Origin of the sequence: Nocardia bhagyanarayanae, from assembly GCF_006716565.1 — a bacterium.
Taxonomy (GTDB): Bacteria; Actinomycetota; Actinomycetes; order Mycobacteriales; family Mycobacteriaceae; genus Nocardia; species Nocardia bhagyanarayanae.
This window is the reverse complement of the sequence record NZ_VFPG01000001.1, coordinates 3,320,589-3,340,146: the sequence shown is the minus strand read 5'-3', so window position 1 is coordinate 3,340,146 and position 19,558 is coordinate 3,320,589. Positions and strand designations below refer to the sequence as shown.

At 67.4% G+C, this 19,558-nt stretch carries 18 protein-coding genes; 8 read left to right on the top strand and 10 right to left on the bottom strand.

Features of this window, described 5'->3' with window-relative positions:
- Nucleotides 1-14: 14 nt before the first annotated feature.
- Nucleotides 15-1,241: a phosphoserine phosphatase SerB gene (gene serB / locus FB390_RS14065; protein WP_141811753.1), complete on the bottom strand. Its 1,227-nt coding sequence runs from the start codon at nucleotides 1,239-1,241 to the stop codon at nucleotides 15-17.
- Between the two features lie 96 nt (nucleotides 1,242-1,337).
- Nucleotides 1,338-3,080, bottom strand: a complete 1,743-nt coding sequence (ctaD, locus tag FB390_RS14060; protein ID WP_084482625.1) for an aa3-type cytochrome oxidase subunit I — start codon at nucleotides 3,078-3,080, stop codon at nucleotides 1,338-1,340.
- Between the two features lie 263 nt (nucleotides 3,081-3,343).
- Between ctaD and FB390_RS14055 the strand changes: the two genes are divergently transcribed.
- The 3 genes from FB390_RS14055 to FB390_RS14045 all read left to right on the top strand — a co-directional run bounded on the left by FB390_RS14055 (nucleotide 3,344) and on the right by FB390_RS14045 (nucleotide 6,372).
- Nucleotides 3,344-4,144: a VOC family protein gene (locus FB390_RS14055; protein WP_141809362.1), complete on the top strand. Its 801-nt coding sequence runs from the start codon at nucleotides 3,344-3,346 to the stop codon at nucleotides 4,142-4,144.
- A gap of 72 nt (nucleotides 4,145-4,216) precedes the next feature.
- Complete coding sequence (locus FB390_RS14050; protein ID WP_141809361.1) at nucleotides 4,217-5,284, top strand: ABC transporter substrate-binding protein; 1,068 nt, start codon at nucleotides 4,217-4,219, stop codon at nucleotides 5,282-5,284.
- A 242-nt stretch (nucleotides 5,285-5,526) separates the two neighbouring features.
- Nucleotides 5,527-6,372 carry a dioxygenase family protein gene (locus FB390_RS14045; protein WP_141811752.1) on the top strand — a complete coding sequence of 282 codons (846 nt, stop codon included), beginning with the start codon at nucleotides 5,527-5,529 and terminating at the stop codon, nucleotides 6,370-6,372.
- 88 nt (nucleotides 6,373-6,460) lie between these two features.
- On the opposite strand, the gene nrdF is transcribed toward FB390_RS14045, so the two are convergent.
- Nucleotides 6,461-7,423, bottom strand: coding sequence for a class 1b ribonucleoside-diphosphate reductase subunit beta (nrdF, locus tag FB390_RS14040; RefSeq protein WP_141809360.1), 963 nt, complete (start codon nucleotides 7,421-7,423; stop codon nucleotides 6,461-6,463).
- A gap of 480 nt (nucleotides 7,424-7,903) precedes the next feature.
- Between nrdF and FB390_RS14035 the strand changes: the two genes are divergently transcribed.
- Complete coding sequence (locus tag FB390_RS14035) at nucleotides 7,904-8,878, top strand: hypothetical protein (protein ID WP_141809359.1); 975 nt, start codon at nucleotides 7,904-7,906, stop codon at nucleotides 8,876-8,878.
- Nucleotides 8,879-9,162: 284 nt separating this feature from the next.
- Nucleotides 9,163-10,092, top strand: coding sequence for a peptidase (locus FB390_RS14030; protein WP_141809358.1), 930 nt, complete (start codon nucleotides 9,163-9,165; stop codon nucleotides 10,090-10,092).
- 4 nt (nucleotides 10,093-10,096) lie between these two features.
- On the opposite strand, the gene mgtE is transcribed toward FB390_RS14030, so the two are convergent.
- From mgtE to FB390_RS14015, 3 genes are all read right to left on the bottom strand, one after another.
- Nucleotides 10,097-11,461: a magnesium transporter gene (mgtE, locus tag FB390_RS14025; RefSeq protein WP_141809357.1), complete on the bottom strand. Its 1,365-nt coding sequence runs from the start codon at nucleotides 11,459-11,461 to the stop codon at nucleotides 10,097-10,099.
- 276 nt (nucleotides 11,462-11,737) lie between these two features.
- Complete coding sequence (locus FB390_RS14020; protein WP_141809356.1) at nucleotides 11,738-12,262, bottom strand: hypothetical protein; 525 nt, start codon at nucleotides 12,260-12,262, stop codon at nucleotides 11,738-11,740.
- Nucleotides 12,263-12,338: 76 nt separating this feature from the next.
- The gene (locus FB390_RS14015) at nucleotides 12,339-12,551 is read right to left on the bottom strand and encodes a type II toxin-antitoxin system VapB family antitoxin (RefSeq protein ID WP_141809355.1); all 213 of its coding nucleotides are present in this window, start codon (nucleotides 12,549-12,551) and stop codon (nucleotides 12,339-12,341) included.
- 171 nt (nucleotides 12,552-12,722) lie between these two features.
- On the opposite strand from FB390_RS14015, the gene FB390_RS14010 reads away from it, so the two are divergent.
- The 3 genes from FB390_RS14010 to FB390_RS14000 all read left to right on the top strand — a co-directional run bounded on the left by FB390_RS14010 (nucleotide 12,723) and on the right by FB390_RS14000 (nucleotide 15,336).
- Nucleotides 12,723-13,499, top strand: a complete 777-nt coding sequence (locus FB390_RS14010) for a response regulator (RefSeq protein ID WP_141809354.1) — start codon at nucleotides 12,723-12,725, stop codon at nucleotides 13,497-13,499.
- Nucleotides 13,500-13,543: 44 nt separating this feature from the next.
- Nucleotides 13,544-14,002, top strand: a complete 459-nt coding sequence (locus FB390_RS14005; RefSeq protein ID WP_141809353.1) for a hypothetical protein — start codon at nucleotides 13,544-13,546, stop codon at nucleotides 14,000-14,002.
- 341 nt (nucleotides 14,003-14,343) lie between these two features.
- A complete protein-coding gene (locus FB390_RS14000; protein WP_141809352.1) occupies nucleotides 14,344-15,336 on the top strand; it encodes an LLM class F420-dependent oxidoreductase in 993 nt (330 codons plus the stop codon).
- Nucleotides 15,337-15,528: 192 nt separating this feature from the next.
- On the opposite strand, the gene nrdE is transcribed toward FB390_RS14000, so the two are convergent.
- The 4 genes from nrdE to FB390_RS13980 all read right to left on the bottom strand — a co-directional run bounded on the left by nrdE (nucleotide 15,529) and on the right by FB390_RS13980 (nucleotide 19,516).
- Nucleotides 15,529-17,610, bottom strand: coding sequence for a class 1b ribonucleoside-diphosphate reductase subunit alpha (nrdE, locus tag FB390_RS13995; RefSeq protein WP_246124287.1), 2,082 nt, complete (start codon nucleotides 17,608-17,610; stop codon nucleotides 15,529-15,531).
- Between the two features lie 65 nt (nucleotides 17,611-17,675).
- Nucleotides 17,676-18,137, bottom strand: a complete 462-nt coding sequence (gene nrdI / locus FB390_RS13990; RefSeq protein WP_141809350.1) for a class Ib ribonucleoside-diphosphate reductase assembly flavoprotein NrdI — start codon at nucleotides 18,135-18,137, stop codon at nucleotides 17,676-17,678.
- Between the two features lie 45 nt (nucleotides 18,138-18,182).
- A complete protein-coding gene (nrdH, locus tag FB390_RS13985) occupies nucleotides 18,183-18,416 on the bottom strand; it encodes a glutaredoxin-like protein NrdH (RefSeq protein ID WP_141809349.1) in 234 nt (77 codons plus the stop codon).
- A gap of 530 nt (nucleotides 18,417-18,946) precedes the next feature.
- Nucleotides 18,947-19,516, bottom strand: a complete 570-nt coding sequence (locus FB390_RS13980) for an NAD(P)H-dependent oxidoreductase (protein ID WP_141809348.1) — start codon at nucleotides 19,514-19,516, stop codon at nucleotides 18,947-18,949.
- Between the last annotated feature and the right edge of the window lie 42 nt (nucleotides 19,517-19,558).

The following is a 19,558-nucleotide window of genomic DNA, read 5'->3' as shown; positions in this document are numbered from 1 at the left end:
CAGCGGAGGTTCGCTTATCGAACCAGCGGCACCCGGCGCATCAACCCGTCGCGCGCGTCCGCGGCCTCCACCTCGTGGCGGGTGACGCCGAGGATGAACAGCACCGCGTCCAGGTACGGATGCGACAGCGCCGTATCGGCGACCTCGCGCAGCGCGGGCTTGGCGTTGAACGCGACACCGAGCCCGGCGGCGTTGAGCATGTCGATGTCGTTGGCGCCGTCGCCGACCGCGACAGTCTGTTCCATCGGCACCCCGGCCTCGGCGGCGAATTTGCGCAGCGCCGTCGCCTTCGCGGCGCGGTCGACGATGTCGCCGACGACCCGGCCGGTCAGCTTGCCGTCCTTGATCTCCAGCGTGTTCGCCTGCACGAAGTCGAGTTCGAGTTCGTGCGCGAGCGGCTCGATGACCTGGCGGAAGCCGCCCGATACCACGCCGCAGCGGAAGCCGATGCGGCGCAGGGTGCGGATGGTGGTGCGCGCGCCGGGGGTCAGCTCGATCCGGTCGGCGACCTCCTCGATGACCGATTCGTCCAGACCCTCCAGGGTCGCGACGCGCTGGCGCAGCGATTCGGCGAAGTCGATCTCGCCGCGCATGGCGGCCTCGGTGACCTGGCGGACCTGCTCCTCGACACCGGCGTGCGCGGCGAGCATCTCGATGACCTCGCCTTGGATCAGGGTCGAGTCGACATCGAACACGATGAGCCGCTTGGCCCGCCGCGCCAGCCCGGCCCGCTCCACCGCGACATCGACCTGTTCCGCGACCGCGACCTCGGCCAGCGCCGTGCGCAGCCTGGAGTCGGTGTCCGCGCCGGTATCGGTCGCGGTGACCAGCAGCTCCATCCCGGTGACGGGGTAGTCGGCGATGCCGCGGATGGTGTCGATGTTCGCGCCGAGCACGGCGAGCTGACGCGAGACCGCGCTGAACGCCCGCGCGGTGACCGGCGCGCCGAGGATGACCACCGCGTGCGTGGACATCGGCGCCCGCCCGATGGCGGCGCCCACCTCCACGTCGACGGTCATGCCGACGGTGTTCATCGCCTCCTCGAGCTCGTCCTGGAGCTCTTCCGGGTCGTTCGGGCAGGTGACCAGCACACCGAGGGTGAGCCGGCCGCGAATGACGACCTGCTCCACATCCAGCAGGCTCACCTGGTGCCGCGACATCGCCGCGAGCAGCACGGACGTCACACCGGGCCGGTCGGGTCCGGTGACGGTGACGAGAACGGTGGTGTCGGCCAAGTCGATGTGCTCCAAGTCTGTATGCCCGTCGGGGCGTTACTTCCTCATCAAACGAGTGTGCACCCGCTGAGACCAACGGGTGCACATTCGTTGTGTTGCATGCTAGTGCTTTGCCAGCTCGCCCTCGTGGACGGCGGTGGCGTGCTTGCCCGAGCCCCAGCCCACGTGCGCCTCGGCCCGCATGCGCTCCACCATGTGCGGGTAGTGCAGCTCGAACGCGGGACGCTCGGAGCGGATGCGCGGCAGCTCGTAGAAGTTGTGCCGCGGCGGCGGGCAGGTGGTGGCCCACTCCAGCGAGTTGCCGTAGCCCCACGGATCGTCCACCGTCACGACCTCGCCGTAGCGGTAGCTCTTGAAGACGTTCCAGATGAACGGCAGCATCGAGGCGCCGAGGACGAACGCGCCGATGGTCGAGATGGTGTTCAGCGTGGTGAAACCGTCCGTCGGCAGGTAGTCGGCGTAGCGACGCGGCATGCCCTCGTTACCGAGCCAGTGCTGCACCAGGAAGGTGGTGTGGAAGCCGACGAAGGTCGCCCAGAAGTGCCACTTGGCCAGGCGCTCGTCCACCATGCGGCCGGTCATCTTCGGGAACCAGAAGTAGATGCCCGCGAAGGTGGCGAACACGATGGTGCCGAAGAGCACGTAGTGGAAGTGCGCGACCACGAAGTAGGTGTCGGACACGTGGAAGTCCATGGGCGGCGAGGCCAGGATGACGCCCGACAGACCACCGAAGAGGAAGGTCACGAGGAAGCCGAGCGACCACAGCATCGGCGACTCGAAGGTCAGCTGACCGCGCCACATCGTGCCGATCCAGTTGAAGAACTTCACGCCGGTGGGCACCGCGATGAGGAAGGTCATGAACGAGAAGTACGGCAGCAGCACGGCGCCGGTCGCGTACATGTGGTGCGCCCACACCGCGATGGACAGCGCGGCGATGCCGAGGGTCGCGTAGACCAGCGTGGTGTAACCGAAGATCGGCTTGCGGGAGAAGACCGGGAAGATCTCCGAGACGATGCCGAAGAACGGCAGCGCGATGATGTACACCTCGGGGTGGCCGAAGAACCAGAACAGGTGCTGGTAGAGCAGGATGCCGCCGGTGGCCGGGTCGTAGATGTGGCCACCCAGGTGGCGGTCGTAGGCCAGGCCGAACAGCGCCGCGGTGAGCAGCGGGAAGGCGAGCAGCACCAGGACGCTGGTGACGGCGATGTTCCAGGTGAAGATCGGCATCCGGAACATGGTCATGCCGGGCGCGCGCAAGCAGACCACGGTGGTCAGCATGTTCACGCCGCCGAGGATGGTGCCGAGACCGGAGACGGCCAGGCCCAGGATCCACAGGTCGGTGCCGACGCCGGGCGAGTGCAGGATGTCGGTCAGCGGGACGTACGCGGTCCAGCCGAAGTCGGCGGCGCCGCCCGGGGTGACGAAGCCCGCGGTCGCCATCGAGCCGCCGAACAGGTACAGCCAGTAGCTGAACGCGTTCAGACGCGGGAAGGCGACGTCAGGGGCGCCGATCTGCAGCGGCAGGATGATGTTGGCGAAGCCGAACACGATCGCGGTCGCGTAGAACAGCAGCATGATCGTGCCGTGCATGGTGAACAGCTGGTTGAACTGTTCCGGCGAGAGGAACTGCAGGCCGGGACGCGCCAGCTCGGCACGCATCAGCAGGGCCATCAGACCGCCGACCATGAAGAAGCTGATCGCCGTCACCAGGTACATGGTGCCGAGCACCTTGGGGTCCGTGGTGGTGACCATCTTGTAGAGGAAAGAACCCTTGGGTCCGGTCCGAGCCGGATACGGTCGAGTCGCTTCCAACTGAGGGACTGGTCTGGGCTCTACCGCAGTCACTGATCCTCCTGAAGATGCCTTTAGGTCGCTCCGCGAGCTCCGCTGCTCGCCTTCATCCCGTTCCCGAGACAGCGGACAGTTCGCTTGCGCTCCTGAGATCGTAAACGGTGCCGTCACGGCCGCCAGGCACGGGTCCTACTCTGCGTCGTATTTCGTTGGCCCCGGTCATCCGCGGGATGTCCGACGACCTACTCCGATGAGTTCGCGACGCCGCGGTCGTCTCTATCCATGACAACCCTTCGTCACCTGCGAGGAGACCGCTCATGACCACCCCGAAGCCGGGCGACCCCGTCTGGGTCGACCTCTACACCGCCGATCCCGAGCGCAGCATCGCCTTCTACAGCGACTTGTTCGGCTGGACCGTCGACCGCGCGGGCGCGGAATTCGGCGGCTACCTCACCTTCCGCAAGGACGGCAAGGCCGTCGCGGGCGGGATGGGGAGGACGGACGACGACGGCGACACCGGACCGGATCGGTGGACCGTCTACCTGTCGGCGCCGGACGCCAGGGCCGTCGCCGAGGCCGCGACCGCGCACGGCGGGTCCGTGATCGTGGAGCCGATGGACGTCGGCGATCTCGGCACGATGGCGGTGATCGCCGATTCGGGCGGCGCGGGCGTCGGCGTCTGGCAGGCGGGTTCGTTCGGCGGGTTCGAGACCGCGGCCATCGTCGAGGGCGGCAAGTGGCGCGATCACGCGGGCGCGCCGTCCTGGTTCGAGCTGCATACCCGCTCGTACGAGAGCTCGCTGGCGTTCTACCGCGAGGTGTTCGGCTGGTCCGACACCTTCGAGATCCCCGGCGCGCCGGAGTTCCGCTACACGACCATCCACTCGACCAGTCCGATGCTCGGCGGCGTGATGGACGCTTCGGACATCCTGCCGCCCGGCGCGCCCGCGGGCTGGACCGTGTATTTCGGCGCCGACGATGTGGACAAGGCGGTCGCCCAGGTCGTCGCGCTCGGCGGCAAGGTCGTCTCGGCCGCGCAGGACTCCGCGTACGGGCGGATGGCGACCGTCGCGGATCCGACCGGCGCGATCTTCAATCTCGGCGGCGACGTCGCCTGAGAGTCCGCTCGCCGAGGCGCGGGCCCGCCCCGCGCCTCGGCGGCGCCGCCGGACGCCTGTACCCTCTCCGGCATGCCGGTGAGCGCACTCGTACGCACCCGAAACCGCACTGTCGCCACCCGTTACGGCACGGCCGCCGTCGCGGCCGTCTGTGCCGCCGTGCTGGTCGGCTGCGGTAGCCAGACCGACAACGCGAGTTCGATCATCCGCACCACCACGAACATCGCGGGCGCGGGCGTCATCGGACTGGAGCGCGACACGACGAGGGCGTGCGCTCTGCCGAGCGCGCCCGATCAGGCCTCGGGCACCCGCAGCGTCACGCATGCCGCCGGTGTGTCCGAGGTGCCCGCCGATCCGCAGCGCATCGTCGTGCTGACCACTGCCGCGCTGGACGCGACCTGCGCACTGGGCCTGTGGGAGCGCGTGGTCGGCGCGGTGACCGTGGACGGGGAACGTCCGCAGCCCGCATTCCTCGGCACCGGCGTGCTGAAGATCCCGAGCGTCGGCACCGCCGCGGAGCCCGACCTGGCCAAGATCGCGGAGCTGCGTCCCGACGTCATCATCGGCGAACAGCCCTCCGGCGCGGCCACTTTCGACGCGTTGCGGTCCATCGCCCCGACCGTGCTGGTCGGGGCGTCGAACAGCTGGCAGGCCGAATTCAGCGCCTTCGCAGCGGGTTTGGACCGGCGCGGCGCGGCCGAGACGGCGCTGGAGAACTACCGCACCGAAGCCGCCGAGGCCGGAAAGGTCATCGCCGCCAATCAGAGTCAGGCCTCGGTCGTCCGGTTCACCGGCGACGCCATCCAGGTTCAGGGCAGCGATAGTTTCGCGGGCCGGGTCTTGGCCGACGTGGGCGTCCAGCGCCCCACCGCCCAGCGCGGCGCGTCCTTCGACGTCGCCGCGGGCGATCTCGACACCAAGGTCGAAGGCGACATCATCTATGTCGTCCTGGCCGGTGAATCCGGTAAGCGACAGGGCGAGAAGGTCATGCGCGGCGACGAATGGAAGGAACTCGGCGCCGCCGGCGACCGCCGCGTCTTCGCCGTCGAGGACAGCGTCTGGCACGGCGACGGACTCACCGCCGCCCGTGCGCTGGTGACCGATCTGCAGAAGACGTTGAACGGATACGTCACCGACTGAGCGCTCAGCCGATTCCCGAAGTGGACGGCGAACGACGGTGAATCCACCCTCGCGCTGACTTTCCGCGTGTACCCGGGAGATCCACTCACCGCTCACAGCGAACTCCCAGCGATGTCCCAGTCCGGTCCGAGCGCGGCTCCATACCGTCACTGTCGACGCGGAACGAGCAGAGGAGGAACGCGGTGGGCAGGAATGGCGGGGCGCACGAGCACGATCTCGGTCTGGCGCACGACCTGCGGGTCATGTCGCGACGGCGAGCGCTGACCTTTCTCGGGATCGCCGGAGCGGCGACGGCCGCGACCGCCTGCGCGACGGCCACGCGGACGGGTACGTCGAGCGCGAGCACAGCCACCAGCACGGCGAGCGAGTCGAGTGCGGTGAGCGCTGCACCGCAGGAGACGGCGGGGCCCTACCCGGGCGACGGCTCCAACGGGCCCAACGTGCTCATCGAATCCGGCGTGGTCCGCTCCGACATCACCACCAGCTTCGGCTCGTATTCCGGTATCGCGGAGGGCGTTCCGATGACGCTGAAGCTCTCGCTACGCGATCTCGCGAAAAGCGGCGCCGCGGGAGCGGGCATGGCCGTCTACGTCTGGCACTGCGACCGGTCCGGCGCGTACTCGCTCTACAGCCCGGGCGTCACCGACCAGAACTATCTGCGCGGCGTGCAGGTCGCCGACGAGACCGGCGCGGTGACGTTCACCTCGATCTTCCCGGCCTGCTATTCGGGCCGCTGGCCGCACATCCACTTCGAGGTCTACGACTCGCTGGAGACCGCGGTCGCGGGCAGCAACGCCCGCCTCACCTCGCAGATCGCCCTCCCCCATGACGTGTGCGAGGCCGTCTTCGCGCACGACTCCGGGTACGCGCAGAGCATTCGCAACATGTCCGGCGTCTCGCTCGCCTCGGACAACGTGTTCGGCGACGGCTGGGATGCCGAGCTGGCCACCGTCACAGGAACACCCGCATCCGGCGTCACGGTCGCCCTCACCATCGGCGTCGCCGCGAAATCCGAGAACTCTTCCCCGGGAGGCGATTTCGGTCCGCCGCCGGGTGGACGCCCCGGCGGTCCGCCGCCCGGCCGCTGAGCACGCGCCAGGGAAACGGCTGAGCCCTGCGAACCCGGAAACGACGCGGGGCCCCGCATCGGCGGGGCCCCGGCTCAAGAACGGTGGATCAGAACTCCCAGTCCTCGTCCTCGGTGTTGACCGCCTTGCCGATCACGTACGACGATCCGGAACCGGAGAAGAAGTCGTGGTTCTCGTCGGCGTTCGGCGAAAGCGCCGAGAGGATGGCCGGATTCACCTCGGTCTCGTCCTTCGGGAACAGCCCCTCGTAGCCGAGGTTCATCAGCGCCTTGTTGGCGTTGTAGCGCAGGAACTTCTTGACGTCCTCGGTGAGGCCGACCTCGTCGTAGAGGTCCTGGGTGTATTCGACCTCGTTGTCGTAGAGCTCGAAGAGCAGCTCGAAGGTGTAGTTCTTCAGCTCCTCGCGCTCGGCCTCGGAGACCAGCTCGAGGCCCTTCTGGTACTTGTAGCCGATGTAGTACCCGTGCACGGCCTCGTCGCGGATGATCAGGCGGATCATGTCGGCGGTGTTGGTCAGCTTGGCCCGCGAGGACCAGTGCATCGGCAGGTAGAAGCCGGAGTAGAACAGGAAGCTCTCCAGCAGCGTGGACGCCACCTTGCGCTTGAGCGGATCGTCGCCGTTGTAGTAGGCAAGCACGATCTCGGCCTTGCGCTGCAGGTTCCGGTTCTCCTCGGACCAGCGGAACGCCTCGTCGATCTCCTTGGTGGAGCACAGCGTGGAGAAGATGGAGCTGTAGCTCTTGGCGTGCACCGACTCCATGAACGCGATGTTGGTGAGCACCGCCTCCTCGTGCGGGGTCAGCGCGTCCGGGATGAGGCTCACCGCGCCGACAGTGCCCTGGATGGTGTCGAGCAGGGTCAGGCCGGTGAAGACCCGCATGGTCAGCTGCTTCTCGTCGGCGGTCAGCGTGTTCCACGAGGGGATGTCGTTGGACACCGGAACCTTCTCCGGCAGCCAGAAGTTGCCGGTCAGCCGGTCCCAGACCTCGGCATCCTTCTCATCGGGCACCCGATTCCAGTTGATGGCGCTTACCCGATCGATCAGCTTCATCCTGCCTCCACACCTTTCCCGAGCACGCTGCCGTCACAGAGTTCCTCCCACCGAACACTACTCCTAGTGGCTCAGAACTCCATGCAGCACAACACCTTGTGTCGCTGCGGCGCACGTCACGGACGATCGTTTCGCCGTGAGACCACCGCGCGCGGCACCCATTGTGCGGTACCCGTCCGCGCGCGGCCGCAGCGGTCCTCGGGCACTGGCCATCGATCGCCAGCAGTTAGCTACCGCCAGCGGTCGACCGGAGGACCTCGCCCCGCGACGGGTCCGTGGTCCCCCCATCGGCGGTCGTTTGCCGGGACTCGAACCGACCCACGCGGAGTCGACCCTGCCGGGCGACGCGGCATGCATGCCCGGGACGCTCACCCATCACCTGGCGCCACCCATCCTGGCCGGTTGCGACGCGCGCCGACGAGCGGGCAGACTGCTGCCCGAGAACGCGCGCACTCGGCGCGCCGCACAAGGGGGGTAACTGTGCTACGCAGATTCGCGATGGTCGCCGCGGCCGTTGCTGTCCTGCTGGGTCTCACGTCCTGTCAAGACGACCTACCACCCACGCCCGCCGGTTCCAACGGATACTGGTCCACCGCCCCGCAGACCGACGAGCAGCGTTGGGAACTGCTGCGCAAGCTTCGCGCGATCGACCCGTGCGCGCTCGTCCCACGCAGCGAACTGGCGAAGATCGAGACCGTGAACTCGGTGGATGTCCGCAGGCCCAACTGGTGCGAAGCGCGGATGGGCCCGACCGACCCCGGGAAGGGAACCGTGCTGAGCTGGTCGCTCGGCGTCGCACTGAAGGGCATCGCACAGCCGGAGCGTGGTCGCACAACACACATCGGCGCCGTGACGATCGGCACGGTGAGCGACCTCGACACCAACCCGGATCTCCAGGGCAAGCTGGTCCAGCGCAATTGCACCGCGAGCGCGAGCTTCCCTTCGACCGCGGCCGTGATGATGTTCGTCACGACCCCGCTGGGCACCGAACCGTGCCCGGTCGCCGAAGCGGTCCTGCCGACGGTTCTGGCCCAGCTCGACGAGGAGCCCACGCACGGCACCTCACCGGACACCCCGCGGACCGTCCTGCTCGGCAGCGACCCCTGCGCGGTCGCGAACGACCTCGGGGTCCCTCTGGTGGTGACGGATCAGCGCGAATGGAAGTGCTCGTTCCCGTACCGCGGCGATGACATCGAAGTTCAGTACACCTATGACCAGGAGCGGCTGATCGCCGAGGGCGAACCGATCTTCACCGTCAACGGACATCCCGCGTACGGCGATCCGAGCAACGACGAGTTTCGTTCGTACAACTCGATAGTCGGCCCGCCGGTGCCGTCGTCCAAGCCCGAGTCCTTTCTGGGACCGAAGCTCCCGGTCGTCAACGTGTTCGGCCGCGACGGGGCGGTGGTGGAGGAGGTCTTGCGCCGGGCGACCGCACTGTTCCCGCCCGCCTGACGCGATGCCGTTCCCCGGTCGCGAGTACCGCGAGCCGCCGGGTAAAGCTTCCTCCGCGGATAAAGAAGTCTCGCGACAAGCACTTTCGCTCTTCGACTGAATCGGCCACGGCGGATCCCGTCCTCGACGTCCACGCGGACACCGACGAGGTCGCCCCGAAGGTGACGAGTCAAGCGTGTGCCCTGTTCCGGTGACGACGGTGGTGTTTGCGCGGGGGTTGCTCGAACGGCAGACTCGAGAGGCGAGCACTCGATCGGGCACGGCCATCGCGGACGGAGGATCCGATGCACCGCATACTCGTCCTGACCGCTGCCGCGCTGCTCGTCGCGGCGGGCTGCGGCGGCGAGTCGAGCGAGGAAGCCGCTACCGTCCCGCCCGCGCACCCGCCGGAATTCTGGTCGCAGCCCCCGCACACCGAAGAGCAACGGCAGGAGGTCGCCGCGGGCGCCCGTCAGATCGACGTGTGCGCTCTGCTCCCCCGCGACGTCCTCGCCGATCTGGGCAAGGTGCGCAAGGTGACGACCGACCTGTACTCCTGCACCGCCGAGGTCGAGCGCGACGGGGCGGACGTCGTCATCGCGTACTGGTCACCGACGCTCCTGGACGAGGTGACCGGCGCGACCAAGCAGATCGGCGACGTGAGCGCGCGCGTCGTCCCCGACCGCGAGACCGGTCCGGCGAAAGCGTGCGGGATAACCTCCCGATTCCCGGCGGGCGCCGCCCTCTATTTCGGCGTCACGGCGAACGATCCCTGCGCACTCGCCGAGCAGCTCACCCCGGGGATGCTGGACCGGTGGCGTGCGGGGCCGGTCCAGGGCACGTCACCCGACACCGTGCGCACCGTCCTGCTCGGCGCCGACCCCTGCGCGGTGCGCACCCGGCTGTCCGGCACCACCGATATCGGCGAACCGCGCCTGACCGCGTGCCGGTTCCGCTATCGGGACGAGAACGTCACCGTCGGCTACGAGTACCGGATTCCCGACTATCTCGCCACGCAGGGCACCGAGGTGCGCATCGATGGCCACCCCGTCCGTCGCTCGGTCTCGGTGTACGACAACACCATTCCGATCCTCACCGCCCAAGTCGGCCCCGCGCTGCCCCCTGGCAGGACCGCCCACGGTCCTCGTGTTCCCGTCGTCGAGGTCACCTCGGCTTCCGACGGCGTGGCCGGTGAGGTCATGGCTCAGGTGCTCGCCCTGTTCCCCGAGCGGTGACGGGTCAGATCCCGAGGACCAGCTTCGCCGTCGTGAAGTAGATGATCAGACCGGTGGCGTCCACCAGCGTCGTCACCATCGGCGCCGACACCACCGCGGGGTCGATGCGCAGTTTCTTGGCCAGCAACGGCATGGTGCCCCCTATGGTGGCGGCCCACGCGCAGATCAGCACCAGGGTGATCGCTACCACCACCGCGATGCGCGGACCGACGAACAGCCCGCCGATCACCAAACCCGCACTGGCCAAAAGGGATCCGAGCACCAGCCCGACCCGGCATTCGCGCCAGATCACCTTGAACAGGTCCGAGACCCGCACCTCGCCGACGGCGAGTGCGCGCACACACGCGGTGGCCGCCTGGGCGCCCGCGTTGCCGCCCGCGCCGATCAGCAGCGGAATGAACAGCGCGAGGTGCGCGGCCTGCTCCAGGGTGCCCTCGAAGAAATCGGTGACGCTCACCGTGAGCGTCGCCGCGAAGAGCAGCAGCATCAGCCACAGCGCGCGGTAGCGGGCCAGCTGGAAGACGCCCGCCGCCATGTAGTGGCCCTCCCACGGCGCGGAACCGGCCTGGCGGGCGACGTCCTCGCTGTCGGCGGCCTCGATGACCTCCACCGCGTCGTCGATGGTGAGCAGACCGACGAGGCGGTCCTCGCTGTCCACCACCGGCAGGTTGATGTCGTTGGTCTCGCGCATCAAGCGGGCGGCCTTCTCGGCGGAGTCGGTCGCGCGGGCGAACGCGGGTTCGGTGACGACGAGTTCGGACACCATGGTGTCGGGCCGGGCCAGCACCAGTTCGCGCAGCTCGACGATGCCGGTGAGCCGACGGCCTGCGTCGACGACGGGCAGCGTGTACACCGTTTCCGCGCCCGTGCCCTTGGCACGCACCACGGCCAGCGCCTCCGCGACGGTCAGGTTGCGCGGCAACGCGACCACCTCGGGCGTCATGTACTGACCTGCGGAGCCCTCGGGATAGCCGAGCAGGGCGGCGGTCATCCGCCGCTCGCGCGGGCTCAGACCGGCGAGGACCTTCTTGGCGACCTTGGCGGGCGCCTCGCGCAGCATGCGCGCACGGTCGTCCGGGGCCATGCCCTCGACCAGCTCGCGGAAGCTCTGATCGCGCAGGCCCTGCAGGATCTGCTGCTGGTCGACCGGATCGAGCTCCTCGAAGACGGCCAGCGCCAAGTCCTTGTCCAGCAGCCGGAAGGCCATGCCCGCCTGGACGGCGTCCATCCTGGCCAGCTGGTCGGCGATGAAGTGCGGTGGGTGGTTGTCGAGCCAGTCGAGGGCGGCGTCGACACCGTGCTCGGCGACGAAGTCCGGCAGGGATTCGGTCGGAACCGGGCGTGCTTCGATGAGATCGATCTGCGACATGGGAGGTCCTCAGCACAGCGTGGGGTGAAAAGTGCACGAAGTTTCACACCGCGAGGCGCCCACCCGGGCGACGCAGACCTACCAGGTATGCGAAGGGGCGGCGCCGCGCGGCCTTCGACTGGGAGGTTCACTGCGCATGGCAACCCACCTCCTGATCGTCCCCGCGGCGACCGACCGGTCGCGCGCCGTCTACCTGGTCAACAGAATTCGAACGCGATTGCGTCCTCGTGAAGGATACATGTTTCAACCCCATGTTTCACGGCGAGCGGCGTGTCGTCACCTTTCCGCGGGTCGCGGCGTGATCGAGGCCACCACAGCGGTTTCCGTTTCCGCCCAGGTCGGCACGTGTTCGACCCAGTCCGGGATCGGCTCGGTTTGCACGCCGAAAAGGTACAGATGCGGCACCAGACCGCGCAGCGCCCGGTGCACGTCGAGGCGGTCGTCGATCATGTGCGTGATGCCGAGTTCGGCGCAGTGAATCGCCTTGTCGGCGCGTTCCCGGCAGAAGCGGAGGTTGCCGCGCGGAATTCCGGTGCGCTCGTAGAAATCGTGATGGTCGAGCCACCGCTGGGTGCGCTGCTCCACGCGCGGACCGCATTTGGAGATGATCCAGGCGCGCCCCTCGAACAGCGCGACCAAGCGCGCGAGCACCTCGAAAGCGTTGGGGCTCGGTGGAGTTCGCATGGCGTCCGCGTCGTCGCCGCCGAGGAAGACGGTGTCGGCGTCACCGGAGGGCAGCGCGGCGCCCTGGATGACCCGGCCGAAGTCCACGCCGAGTCGATACTGTCGTTCGTTGTTCATCGCACCAAGCACGACCGCGGCCGCGCGGCCCGGCCACCGAATTTCGTTACAGCGCTGGGCTTTCGCACGTTATCGGCTACCAAGAGGCGGTCTTGCGCCACGGGTCCGGCGCCTGGTCGACCTTCTCGCGGGAACGGATCATCATCCGCTCCAGCATGGCCAGCCGCTTGCGTTGCGCGATCACCTCGTGCAGTGCCGCGTTCACCGTGTCCTCGGTGTTCGTCGTGCCGAGCAGCACACCGACCACCGCCAGGGCGGCATCATCCACATCGATCGATGTCTGCGACATGCGCACCTCCCACAAATCGGCCCCTCTTCGAATCGTAGGCCGAATTTCCGCGCGGTGGACAGTGGTATTCGCCCGTCGACCGGTTGTGGTGGATGCGGGGGCACCCTATAGTCGGGCGCGGTTCTGGCGAAAAACGTTGTGCTCGTTGGGGACACGCAACAAGGGGGAGCTGTGAACGAGACGATCGATGCTGTCGCGGCGCTGCTGTGGCCGTTGCTCGCGGCGGCCGCTCTGTGTATGTTTCGCGGTCCGTTGGCGCGGGTGATCAGTTCGGCGGCGCGCAGGCAGTTCACGTTGCGCATCGGCGGGCAAGAGCTGGACATGAAGCAGGTCAGCGAGCAGCAGGAGAACATGATCGAGGACCTGCAGGTCCAGGTCCGCAGGCTGCGCGAGCAGGTCGATCAGCTGACCGCCGACCGTGCGCTCGGTCCCGGCTCGGGCCGAGCCGGCGCTTCGGGCCACGACGACATCCGATCCGGCGCCGCTGCGGACGTCGACAACTCCGCGGACCTCGGCCCGGCCTTCGGCGCGGCCCCGCCACCGGGCCCCCTTCCGGAAACACCTGTGGCAAGCGCGATCCTGTGGGTGGACGACCACCCTTCGAACAACGCCTTCCTCATCGACCGCTTGGAACGCAACGGAATTCGCGTCGACACCGCCCGCACCACCGCGGCCGCGACCGACCTGCTGTCCACCCGCCGCTATGCCGCGATCCTCACCGACATGAACCGCACCGAGAACGGAACCGCCGTCCCCGACGCGGGCCTGCGCCTCACCGAAACCGTCCGCGCCCGCGGCCTCACCACCCCCATCCTCGTCTTCACCAGCGCCCACACCGTCTGCGGCGACACCAGCGACCGAGCCCGCACCGCAGGCGCCCGCACCGTAACCTCCTCCCCCACCGACCTCACCGGCGAACTAGCCACCCTCGGCCTCCTCCCCAGGTAGCCGTGCCACTTGCACAGACTTCTGAAAAAATTCAGAATAGTGCCATGGTTACCGAGGTGCAGTGGAGCGAGCTACAACGCGACCCCAAGCAGGTGGCGCAACTCGCCGATCAGGGAGCCGTTCGCGTCCGACGCCGCGACGGCGCTCCGCTGCTGCTGATCCGCGAGGATCGCGCGCAGTCGGAGTCGGAGGGGTCGATCACGGCCGCACGCGCCCTGCGCAACGTGCTGGTTCACCTCCCCTACGATGTCGCCGCCCGCGCCCTGATCGACGAGTTCCCTTGGGTAGACGTCCTGCCCGCGGACGCCCAGGCCCGGTTCGTCGCCGATTTCGCGCGCGCCTTCCAGGCTTCGGCCGAACTCGGCGAATGGTCGGTACTCGAGCGCACCGTGCACGAATGGCGAAGCACCGCGGCGATTTACGCCGACCCCACGCTCGCCCGCGAACTCTCCGGCCCACTCGACGACGATTTCGGACCGGTATCCGAACCGGTGGGGGAATGAATGGGCGCGAAACGAGGTGACCGAGTCGCACCACCCGCGTCATCGCCGGTCGAACACTGGAGCAGTGGCAGTACGAAGTGACCGCGAGCGGCCGCATCTGGTACTGCCCTGGAACGACGAATCGTGTGGGTGGTGCTGGCCCGCTCCGGCCATCCCAAGCAGACCGACTGAGCCGTTCGGGCGCGCGCCGAGATCACGCGCGTCTCCGGCTGGCCCGGTCGGGGAGTTCGGCGCGGGGTGCGTGGAATGGTTGATGTCGGGGTGGACGGTGGGCAGGGTGGGGTGGGTTCGCGGCAGGATGGGCGGGACGGGTTTCGCTCGGATATGCGAAGGAGAAGTCTGTGCGCTTCGGATTGTTCGTCCCGCAGGGGTGGCGGTTGGATCTGGTGGGGATCGAGCCCGCCGCGCAGTGGGAGGTGATGCGGGATCTGGCGCAGCGCGCCGACGCGAACGACGCGTGGGAGTCGATCTGGGTGTACGACCACTTCCACACGGTCCCGGTCCCCACCGAAGAGGCCACGCACGAGGCGTGGACGTTGATGTCGGCGTTCGCGGCGACCACTTCGCGGGTACGGCTCGGTCAGATGTGTACCGCGATCAGCTACCGCAATCCGGCCTACCTGGCGAAGGTCGCCGCGACGGTGGACGTGATCTCGGGCGGCCGGGTGGAGATGGGCATCGGCGGCGGCTGGTACGAGCACGAGTGGCGCGCCTACGGCTACGGCTTCCCCTCCGCGGGTGTGCGCCTGGGCCGCCTCGACGAGGGCGTGCAGATTTTCCGGCAGGCGTGGACGGAGGGCAAGGCCACCCTGGACGGCAAGCACTACCAGGTCGACGGCGCGATAGTCCGTCCGCTTCCGTTGCAGGAGGGCGGGATTCCGCTGTGGATCGCGGGCGGCGGCGAGCAGAAGACGCTGCGCATCGCGGCGAAGTACGCGAACTACACCAACTTCAGCGGCAACCCCGACGAGTTCGCGCGCAAATCGGAGATCCTGCGCGGACACTGCGCCGAGGTCGGCACCGATTTCGACGCCATCGTCCGCTCCTCGAACTTCAATGTCGCGATCGGCGCCACCGAGGCCGAGGTGGAAGACCGCCTCGCCGCCCTGAGTGATCGGCTGGCGCCGTTCGTGGGCGCCGAACAGGCCGCCAAGCAAGTCGACGACTTGTTCCGCGGCACCGCCGCCGTCGGCACCCCGGAACAGATAGTCGAAAACCTCTCCAAGGTCCGCGATCTCGGCTTGGGCTACGTGATCCTGAACTTCCCCGAAGCCGCCTACGACACCTCGGGCATCGAGCTCTTCGAGCGCGAGGTCATCCCGGCGCTGTCCTGACGCTGACAGGCGCCTGAACCGAGCCGCAACTCACGCGCCCGCTCTCCCACCACGGAGCGAGCCCGACGAGCGACCGTTCGCGGCCGTCTCGCGGACGAGCGATCGAAGCGCATGCGCCGAAGGCGCGAGTCTCGATCGCTCGTCCGAGACATAAAGGCCGCGAACACGCGGTGCCGCAGGCGCCGCCAAATGTCACAGCATGCAGCTCACGCAGCCCTCGACCTCGGTTCCCTCCAGCGCCATCTGCCGCAACCGGATGTAGTACAGCGTCTTGATCCCCTTGCGCCACGCGTAGATCTGCGCCTTGTTCAGGTCACGGGTGGTGGCCGTGTCCTTGAAGAAGAGGGTCAGCGACAGGCCCTGGTCCACGTGCTGGGTGGCCGCGGCATAGGTGTCGATGATCTTCTCGTAGCCGATCTCGTAGGCGTCCTCGTAGTACTCGAGGTTGTCGTTGTCCATGTAGGGCGCCGGGTAGTAGACGCGCCCGATCTTGCCTTCCTTGCGGATCTCGATCTTCGACGCCACCGGGTGGATGGAGCTGGTGGAGTGGTTGATGTAGGAGATCGAGCCGGTCGGCGGCACCGCCTGCAGGTTCTGGTTGTAGATGCCGTGCTTCATGACCGAGGCCTTCAGCTCGCGCCAGTCGTCCTGGGTCGGGATGTGGACGCCCGCGTCGTCGAACAGCTGACGCACCCGGTCGGTCTTCGGCTCCCACGCCTGGTCGGTGTACTTGTCGAAGTACTCGCCGCTGGCGTACTTGGACTCCGGGAAACCGCCGAACCAGGCGCCGCGCTCGATCGCGATCCGGTTCGACGCCCGGATCGCGTGGTAGACCACGGTGTAGAAGTAGATGTTGGTGAAGTCGATGCCCTCTTCGGATCCGTAGTGGATCCGCTCGCGGGCCAGGAACCCGTGCAGGTTCATCTGCCCGAGCCCGATCGCGTGGGATTCGTTGTTGCCCTGCTCGATCGACGGCACCGAGTAGATGTGCGTCTGGTCCGACACCGCGGTCAGCGCGCGGATGGCCACCTCGATGGTCTGCGCGAAGTCGGGCGAGTCCATCGCCTTGGCGATGTTCAGCGAACCCAGGTTGCAGGAGATGTCCTTGCCGACCTTCTTGTAGGACAGGTCGTCGTTGAACTCCGACGGGGTGGAGACCTGCAGGATCTCCGAGCACAGGTTGGAGTGGGTGATCTTGCCCGCGATCGGGTTGGCCCTGTTCACCGTGTCCTCGAACATGATGTACGGGTAGCCCGATTCGAACTGCAGCTCGGCGATGGTCTGGAAGAACTCGCGCGCCTTGATCTTCGACTTGCGGATCCGCTTGTCGTCGACCATCTCGTAGTACTTCTCGGTGACGTCGATGTCGGCGAACGGCTTGCCGTAGATGCGCTCCACGTCGTACGGCGAGAAGAGGTACATGTCCTCGTTCTTCTTCGCCAGTTCGAAGGTGATGTCGGGGATCACCACGCCGAGCGAGAGCGTCTTGATGCGGATCTTCTCGTCCGCGTTCTCCCGCTTGGTGTCCAGGAAGCGGTAGATGTCCGGGTGGTGCGCGTGCAGGTACACCGCGCCCGCGCCCTGCCGCGCGCCGAGCTGGTTGGCGTAGGAGAACGAGTCCTCCAGCAGCTTCATGATCGGGATGACGCCCGAGCTCTGGTTCTCGATCTTCTTGATCGGCGCGCCGTGCTCGCGAATGTTGCTGAGCAGCAGGGCGACACCGCCGCCGCGCTTGGACAGCTGCAGCGCCGAGTTGATGGAGCGCCCGATGGACTCCATGTTGTCCTCGATGCGCAGCAGGAAGCAGGACACCGGCTCGCCGCGCTGCTTCTTGCCCGAGTTGAGGAAGGTCGGGGTGGCCGGCTGGAAGCGGCCGTCGATGATCTCGTCGACCAGCTGACGCGCCAGGGTCTCGTCACCGGCGGCCAGGGTCAGCGCCACCATGCACACGCGGTCCTCGAAGCGCTCCAGGTAGCGCTTGCCGTCGAAGGTCTTGAGCGTGTACGAGGTGTAGTACTTGAACGCGCCGAGGAAGGTCGGGAACCGGAACTTGTGCGCGTACGCCTGCTTGAACAGGCTCTTGATGAACGCCCTGCTGTACTGCTCGAGAACCTCGGCCTCGTAGTAGTTCTCGTCGACCAGGTAGTCCAGCTTCTCGTCCAAGTTGTGGAAGAAGACGGTGTTCTGGTTGACGTGCTGCAGGAAGTACTGGTGGGCGGCCTCGCGGTCCTTGTCGAACTGGATCTTGCCGTCCGGTCCGTACAGGTTCAGCATCGCGTTGAGGGCGTGGTAGTCGAGTACCTCGCCCGCGGCGTCGGCGCCGCGCACCGGGGGCTGTTCTAAGCGAGCTGTCTTTCCGGCAGGCGCTGTCGTTGCTGTTGCCAAAACAATCCCAATCCCTCTCGGACGCGGTCGACGTCCTCAGCGGTTCCCATGAGTTCGAAGCGATACAGGTACGGCACCCCGCACTTGCGCGAGATCACCTCTCCCGCAAAGCAATAGGTATCGCCGAAGTTCGTGTTTCCCGCCGCGATGACGCCGCGCAGCAGGGCGCGGTTGTGCGGATCGTTGAGGAACTTGGCGACCTGCCGCGGCACGAAGTCCTTGTCGGACCTGTTACCCCCCAGAACGTGCCGACCGCCCCCGTAGGTGGGGACGATCAGCACGTAGGGTTCGTCGACGCGCAGCGAATCGGCGGTGTGCAGTGGTATGCGAGCGGCCGGGAGTCCCAGCTTCTCGACGAAACGATGTGTGTTCTCCGAGGCGCTGGAGAAGTAGACCAGCGCGGTCCCCGTGGACATCGCTTCTCCTCTCGCATCGGACGAACAGGAAAGATGTGGCGCCGATCAGGCCGCCGCGACCGCCAGGGCCTTGATGCGGTCGGGACGGAAGCCGGACCAGTGGTCCTCGCCCGCGATGACGACCGGAGCCTGCAGGTAACCGAGGGCCATGACGTAGTCACGCGCCTCGTCGTTCTCGGAGATGTCGATGACCTCGTAGTCCACCCCGGCCTTGTCGAGGGCCTTGTAGGTGGCATTGCACTGGACGCAAGCGGGCTTGGTGTACACGGTGACGGTCATTGATGTCCCTCTCTCCTGTGCCTAATCCGCGATGTCCGCGGCCTGGTTACGCAGGCTTCCGCCTCCGGGCCCGAGCTCACATCGCGAGCCTGATCCACAGCCGGTGATCCGTATGCAGTGCGTGATCCGACGTACGCTGCGCAAACTCCTGGATCCGGTCTCGAAACCCCTGCTAGCGCCGCTGCGGACGATAGCTCCTCGCGGTGGGTCTCGCACCGCCTTCCAGCACCGAAGACACTACACCTAGTGGCCGACAGAAAGAAACGACACGACATGTTGCGAGTCGCATAGATGTAATTCCACCGGGAGAAGTACCAGGACGCTCGATTCGCAACCCGACACGACCGTGGTGCAGATCACAATTCCGTACCGTAGCGCTCTCTCAGCAAACTCTTCTGTCACACCTGTCACCGCCGCATCGTCTACCCCTTGTGCAGCACTTCGACACATCGGAAACACAAGTCCGCCCCCGCCTCGAAAGAGAGCGGGGGCGGCACCGAGGGGTGGCGCTGCGTCGGACGCCGGACGACTCAGGCGGACACCAGCTGACCGCGCGCGGCGTCCACCAGCTCGTGCAGCGTCGCGCCGAGCTGGGTGAGCGCTTCGGCGTCCTGGCGCGGATGCGCGGCGCCGAAACGCTCGCCGATCACGCCGAAGTGGGCGTGCGCCGCCTCGACGACCTTGCCGCCCGCGACGCCGATGGCCTTGACCGCGTCGCCGTGCGCCCAGCGCGCCGCGTTCGGGCTGATCGAGGCGCTGATGACGGCGACGGACTTGTCCTTCAGCGCGCCGGCGCCGTAGGGCCGCGAGGCCCAGTCGATGGCGTTCTTCAGCACGGCGGAGAGGGTGCCGTTGTATTCCGGGGTCACCAGGAGAACGCCGTCGGCGGCGGCGACCGCGTCGCGCAACCGCTGCGCCGCGGCGGGCACGGCGCCGGGGACGTCGATGTCCTCGTTGTAGAACGGGATGTCGGCGAGGCCCTCGTAGATGGTCACCTCGACATCGTCCGGCGCGGTCTGCACGGCCGCTTCGGCGAGCTGGCGGTTGATCGAGGCGGCGCGCAGGCTTCCGACGAGAGCGAGGATGCGGGTCTGGCTCATGACAACTCCCTGGTGTACTGAAGATGGTGTCCGACTGACACC

Bases quoted from the DNA above. Each gene is read 5' to 3' on its own strand.
- FB390_RS14055 (WP_141809362.1), top strand. From the start codon at position 3,344: ATGACCACCCCGAAGCCGGGCGACCCCGTCTGGGTCGACCTCTACACC.
- FB390_RS14050 (WP_141809361.1), top strand. From the start codon at position 4,217: ATGCCGGTGAGCGCACTCGTACGCACCCGAAACCGCACTGTCGCCACC.
- FB390_RS14045 (WP_141811752.1), top strand. From the start codon at position 5,527: ATGTCGCGACGGCGAGCGCTGACCTTTCTCGGGATCGCCGGAGCGGCG.
- nrdF (WP_141809360.1), bottom strand. From the start codon at position 7,423: ATGAAGCTGATCGATCGGGTAAGCGCCATCAACTGGAATCGGGTGCCC.
- FB390_RS14030 (WP_141809358.1), top strand. From the start codon at position 9,163: ATGCACCGCATACTCGTCCTGACCGCTGCCGCGCTGCTCGTCGCGGCG.
- mgtE (WP_141809357.1), bottom strand. From the start codon at position 11,461: ATGTCGCAGATCGATCTCATCGAAGCACGCCCGGTTCCGACCGAATCC.
- FB390_RS14020 (WP_141809356.1), bottom strand. From the start codon at position 12,262: ATGAACAACGAACGACAGTATCGACTCGGCGTGGACTTCGGCCGGGTC.
- FB390_RS14015 (WP_141809355.1), bottom strand. From the start codon at position 12,551: ATGTCGCAGACATCGATCGATGTGGATGATGCCGCCCTGGCGGTGGTC.
- FB390_RS14005 (WP_141809353.1), top strand. From the start codon at position 13,544: ATGGTTACCGAGGTGCAGTGGAGCGAGCTACAACGCGACCCCAAGCAG.
- nrdE (WP_246124287.1), bottom strand. From the start codon at position 17,610: ATGCTGAACCTGTACGGACCGGACGGCAAGATCCAGTTCGACAAGGAC.
- nrdI (WP_141809350.1), bottom strand. From the start codon at position 18,137: ATGTCCACGGGGACCGCGCTGGTCTACTTCTCCAGCGCCTCGGAGAAC.
- nrdH (WP_141809349.1), bottom strand. From the start codon at position 18,416: ATGACCGTCACCGTGTACACCAAGCCCGCTTGCGTCCAGTGCAATGCC.
- FB390_RS13980 (WP_141809348.1), bottom strand. From the start codon at position 19,516: ATGAGCCAGACCCGCATCCTCGCTCTCGTCGGAAGCCTGCGCGCCGCC.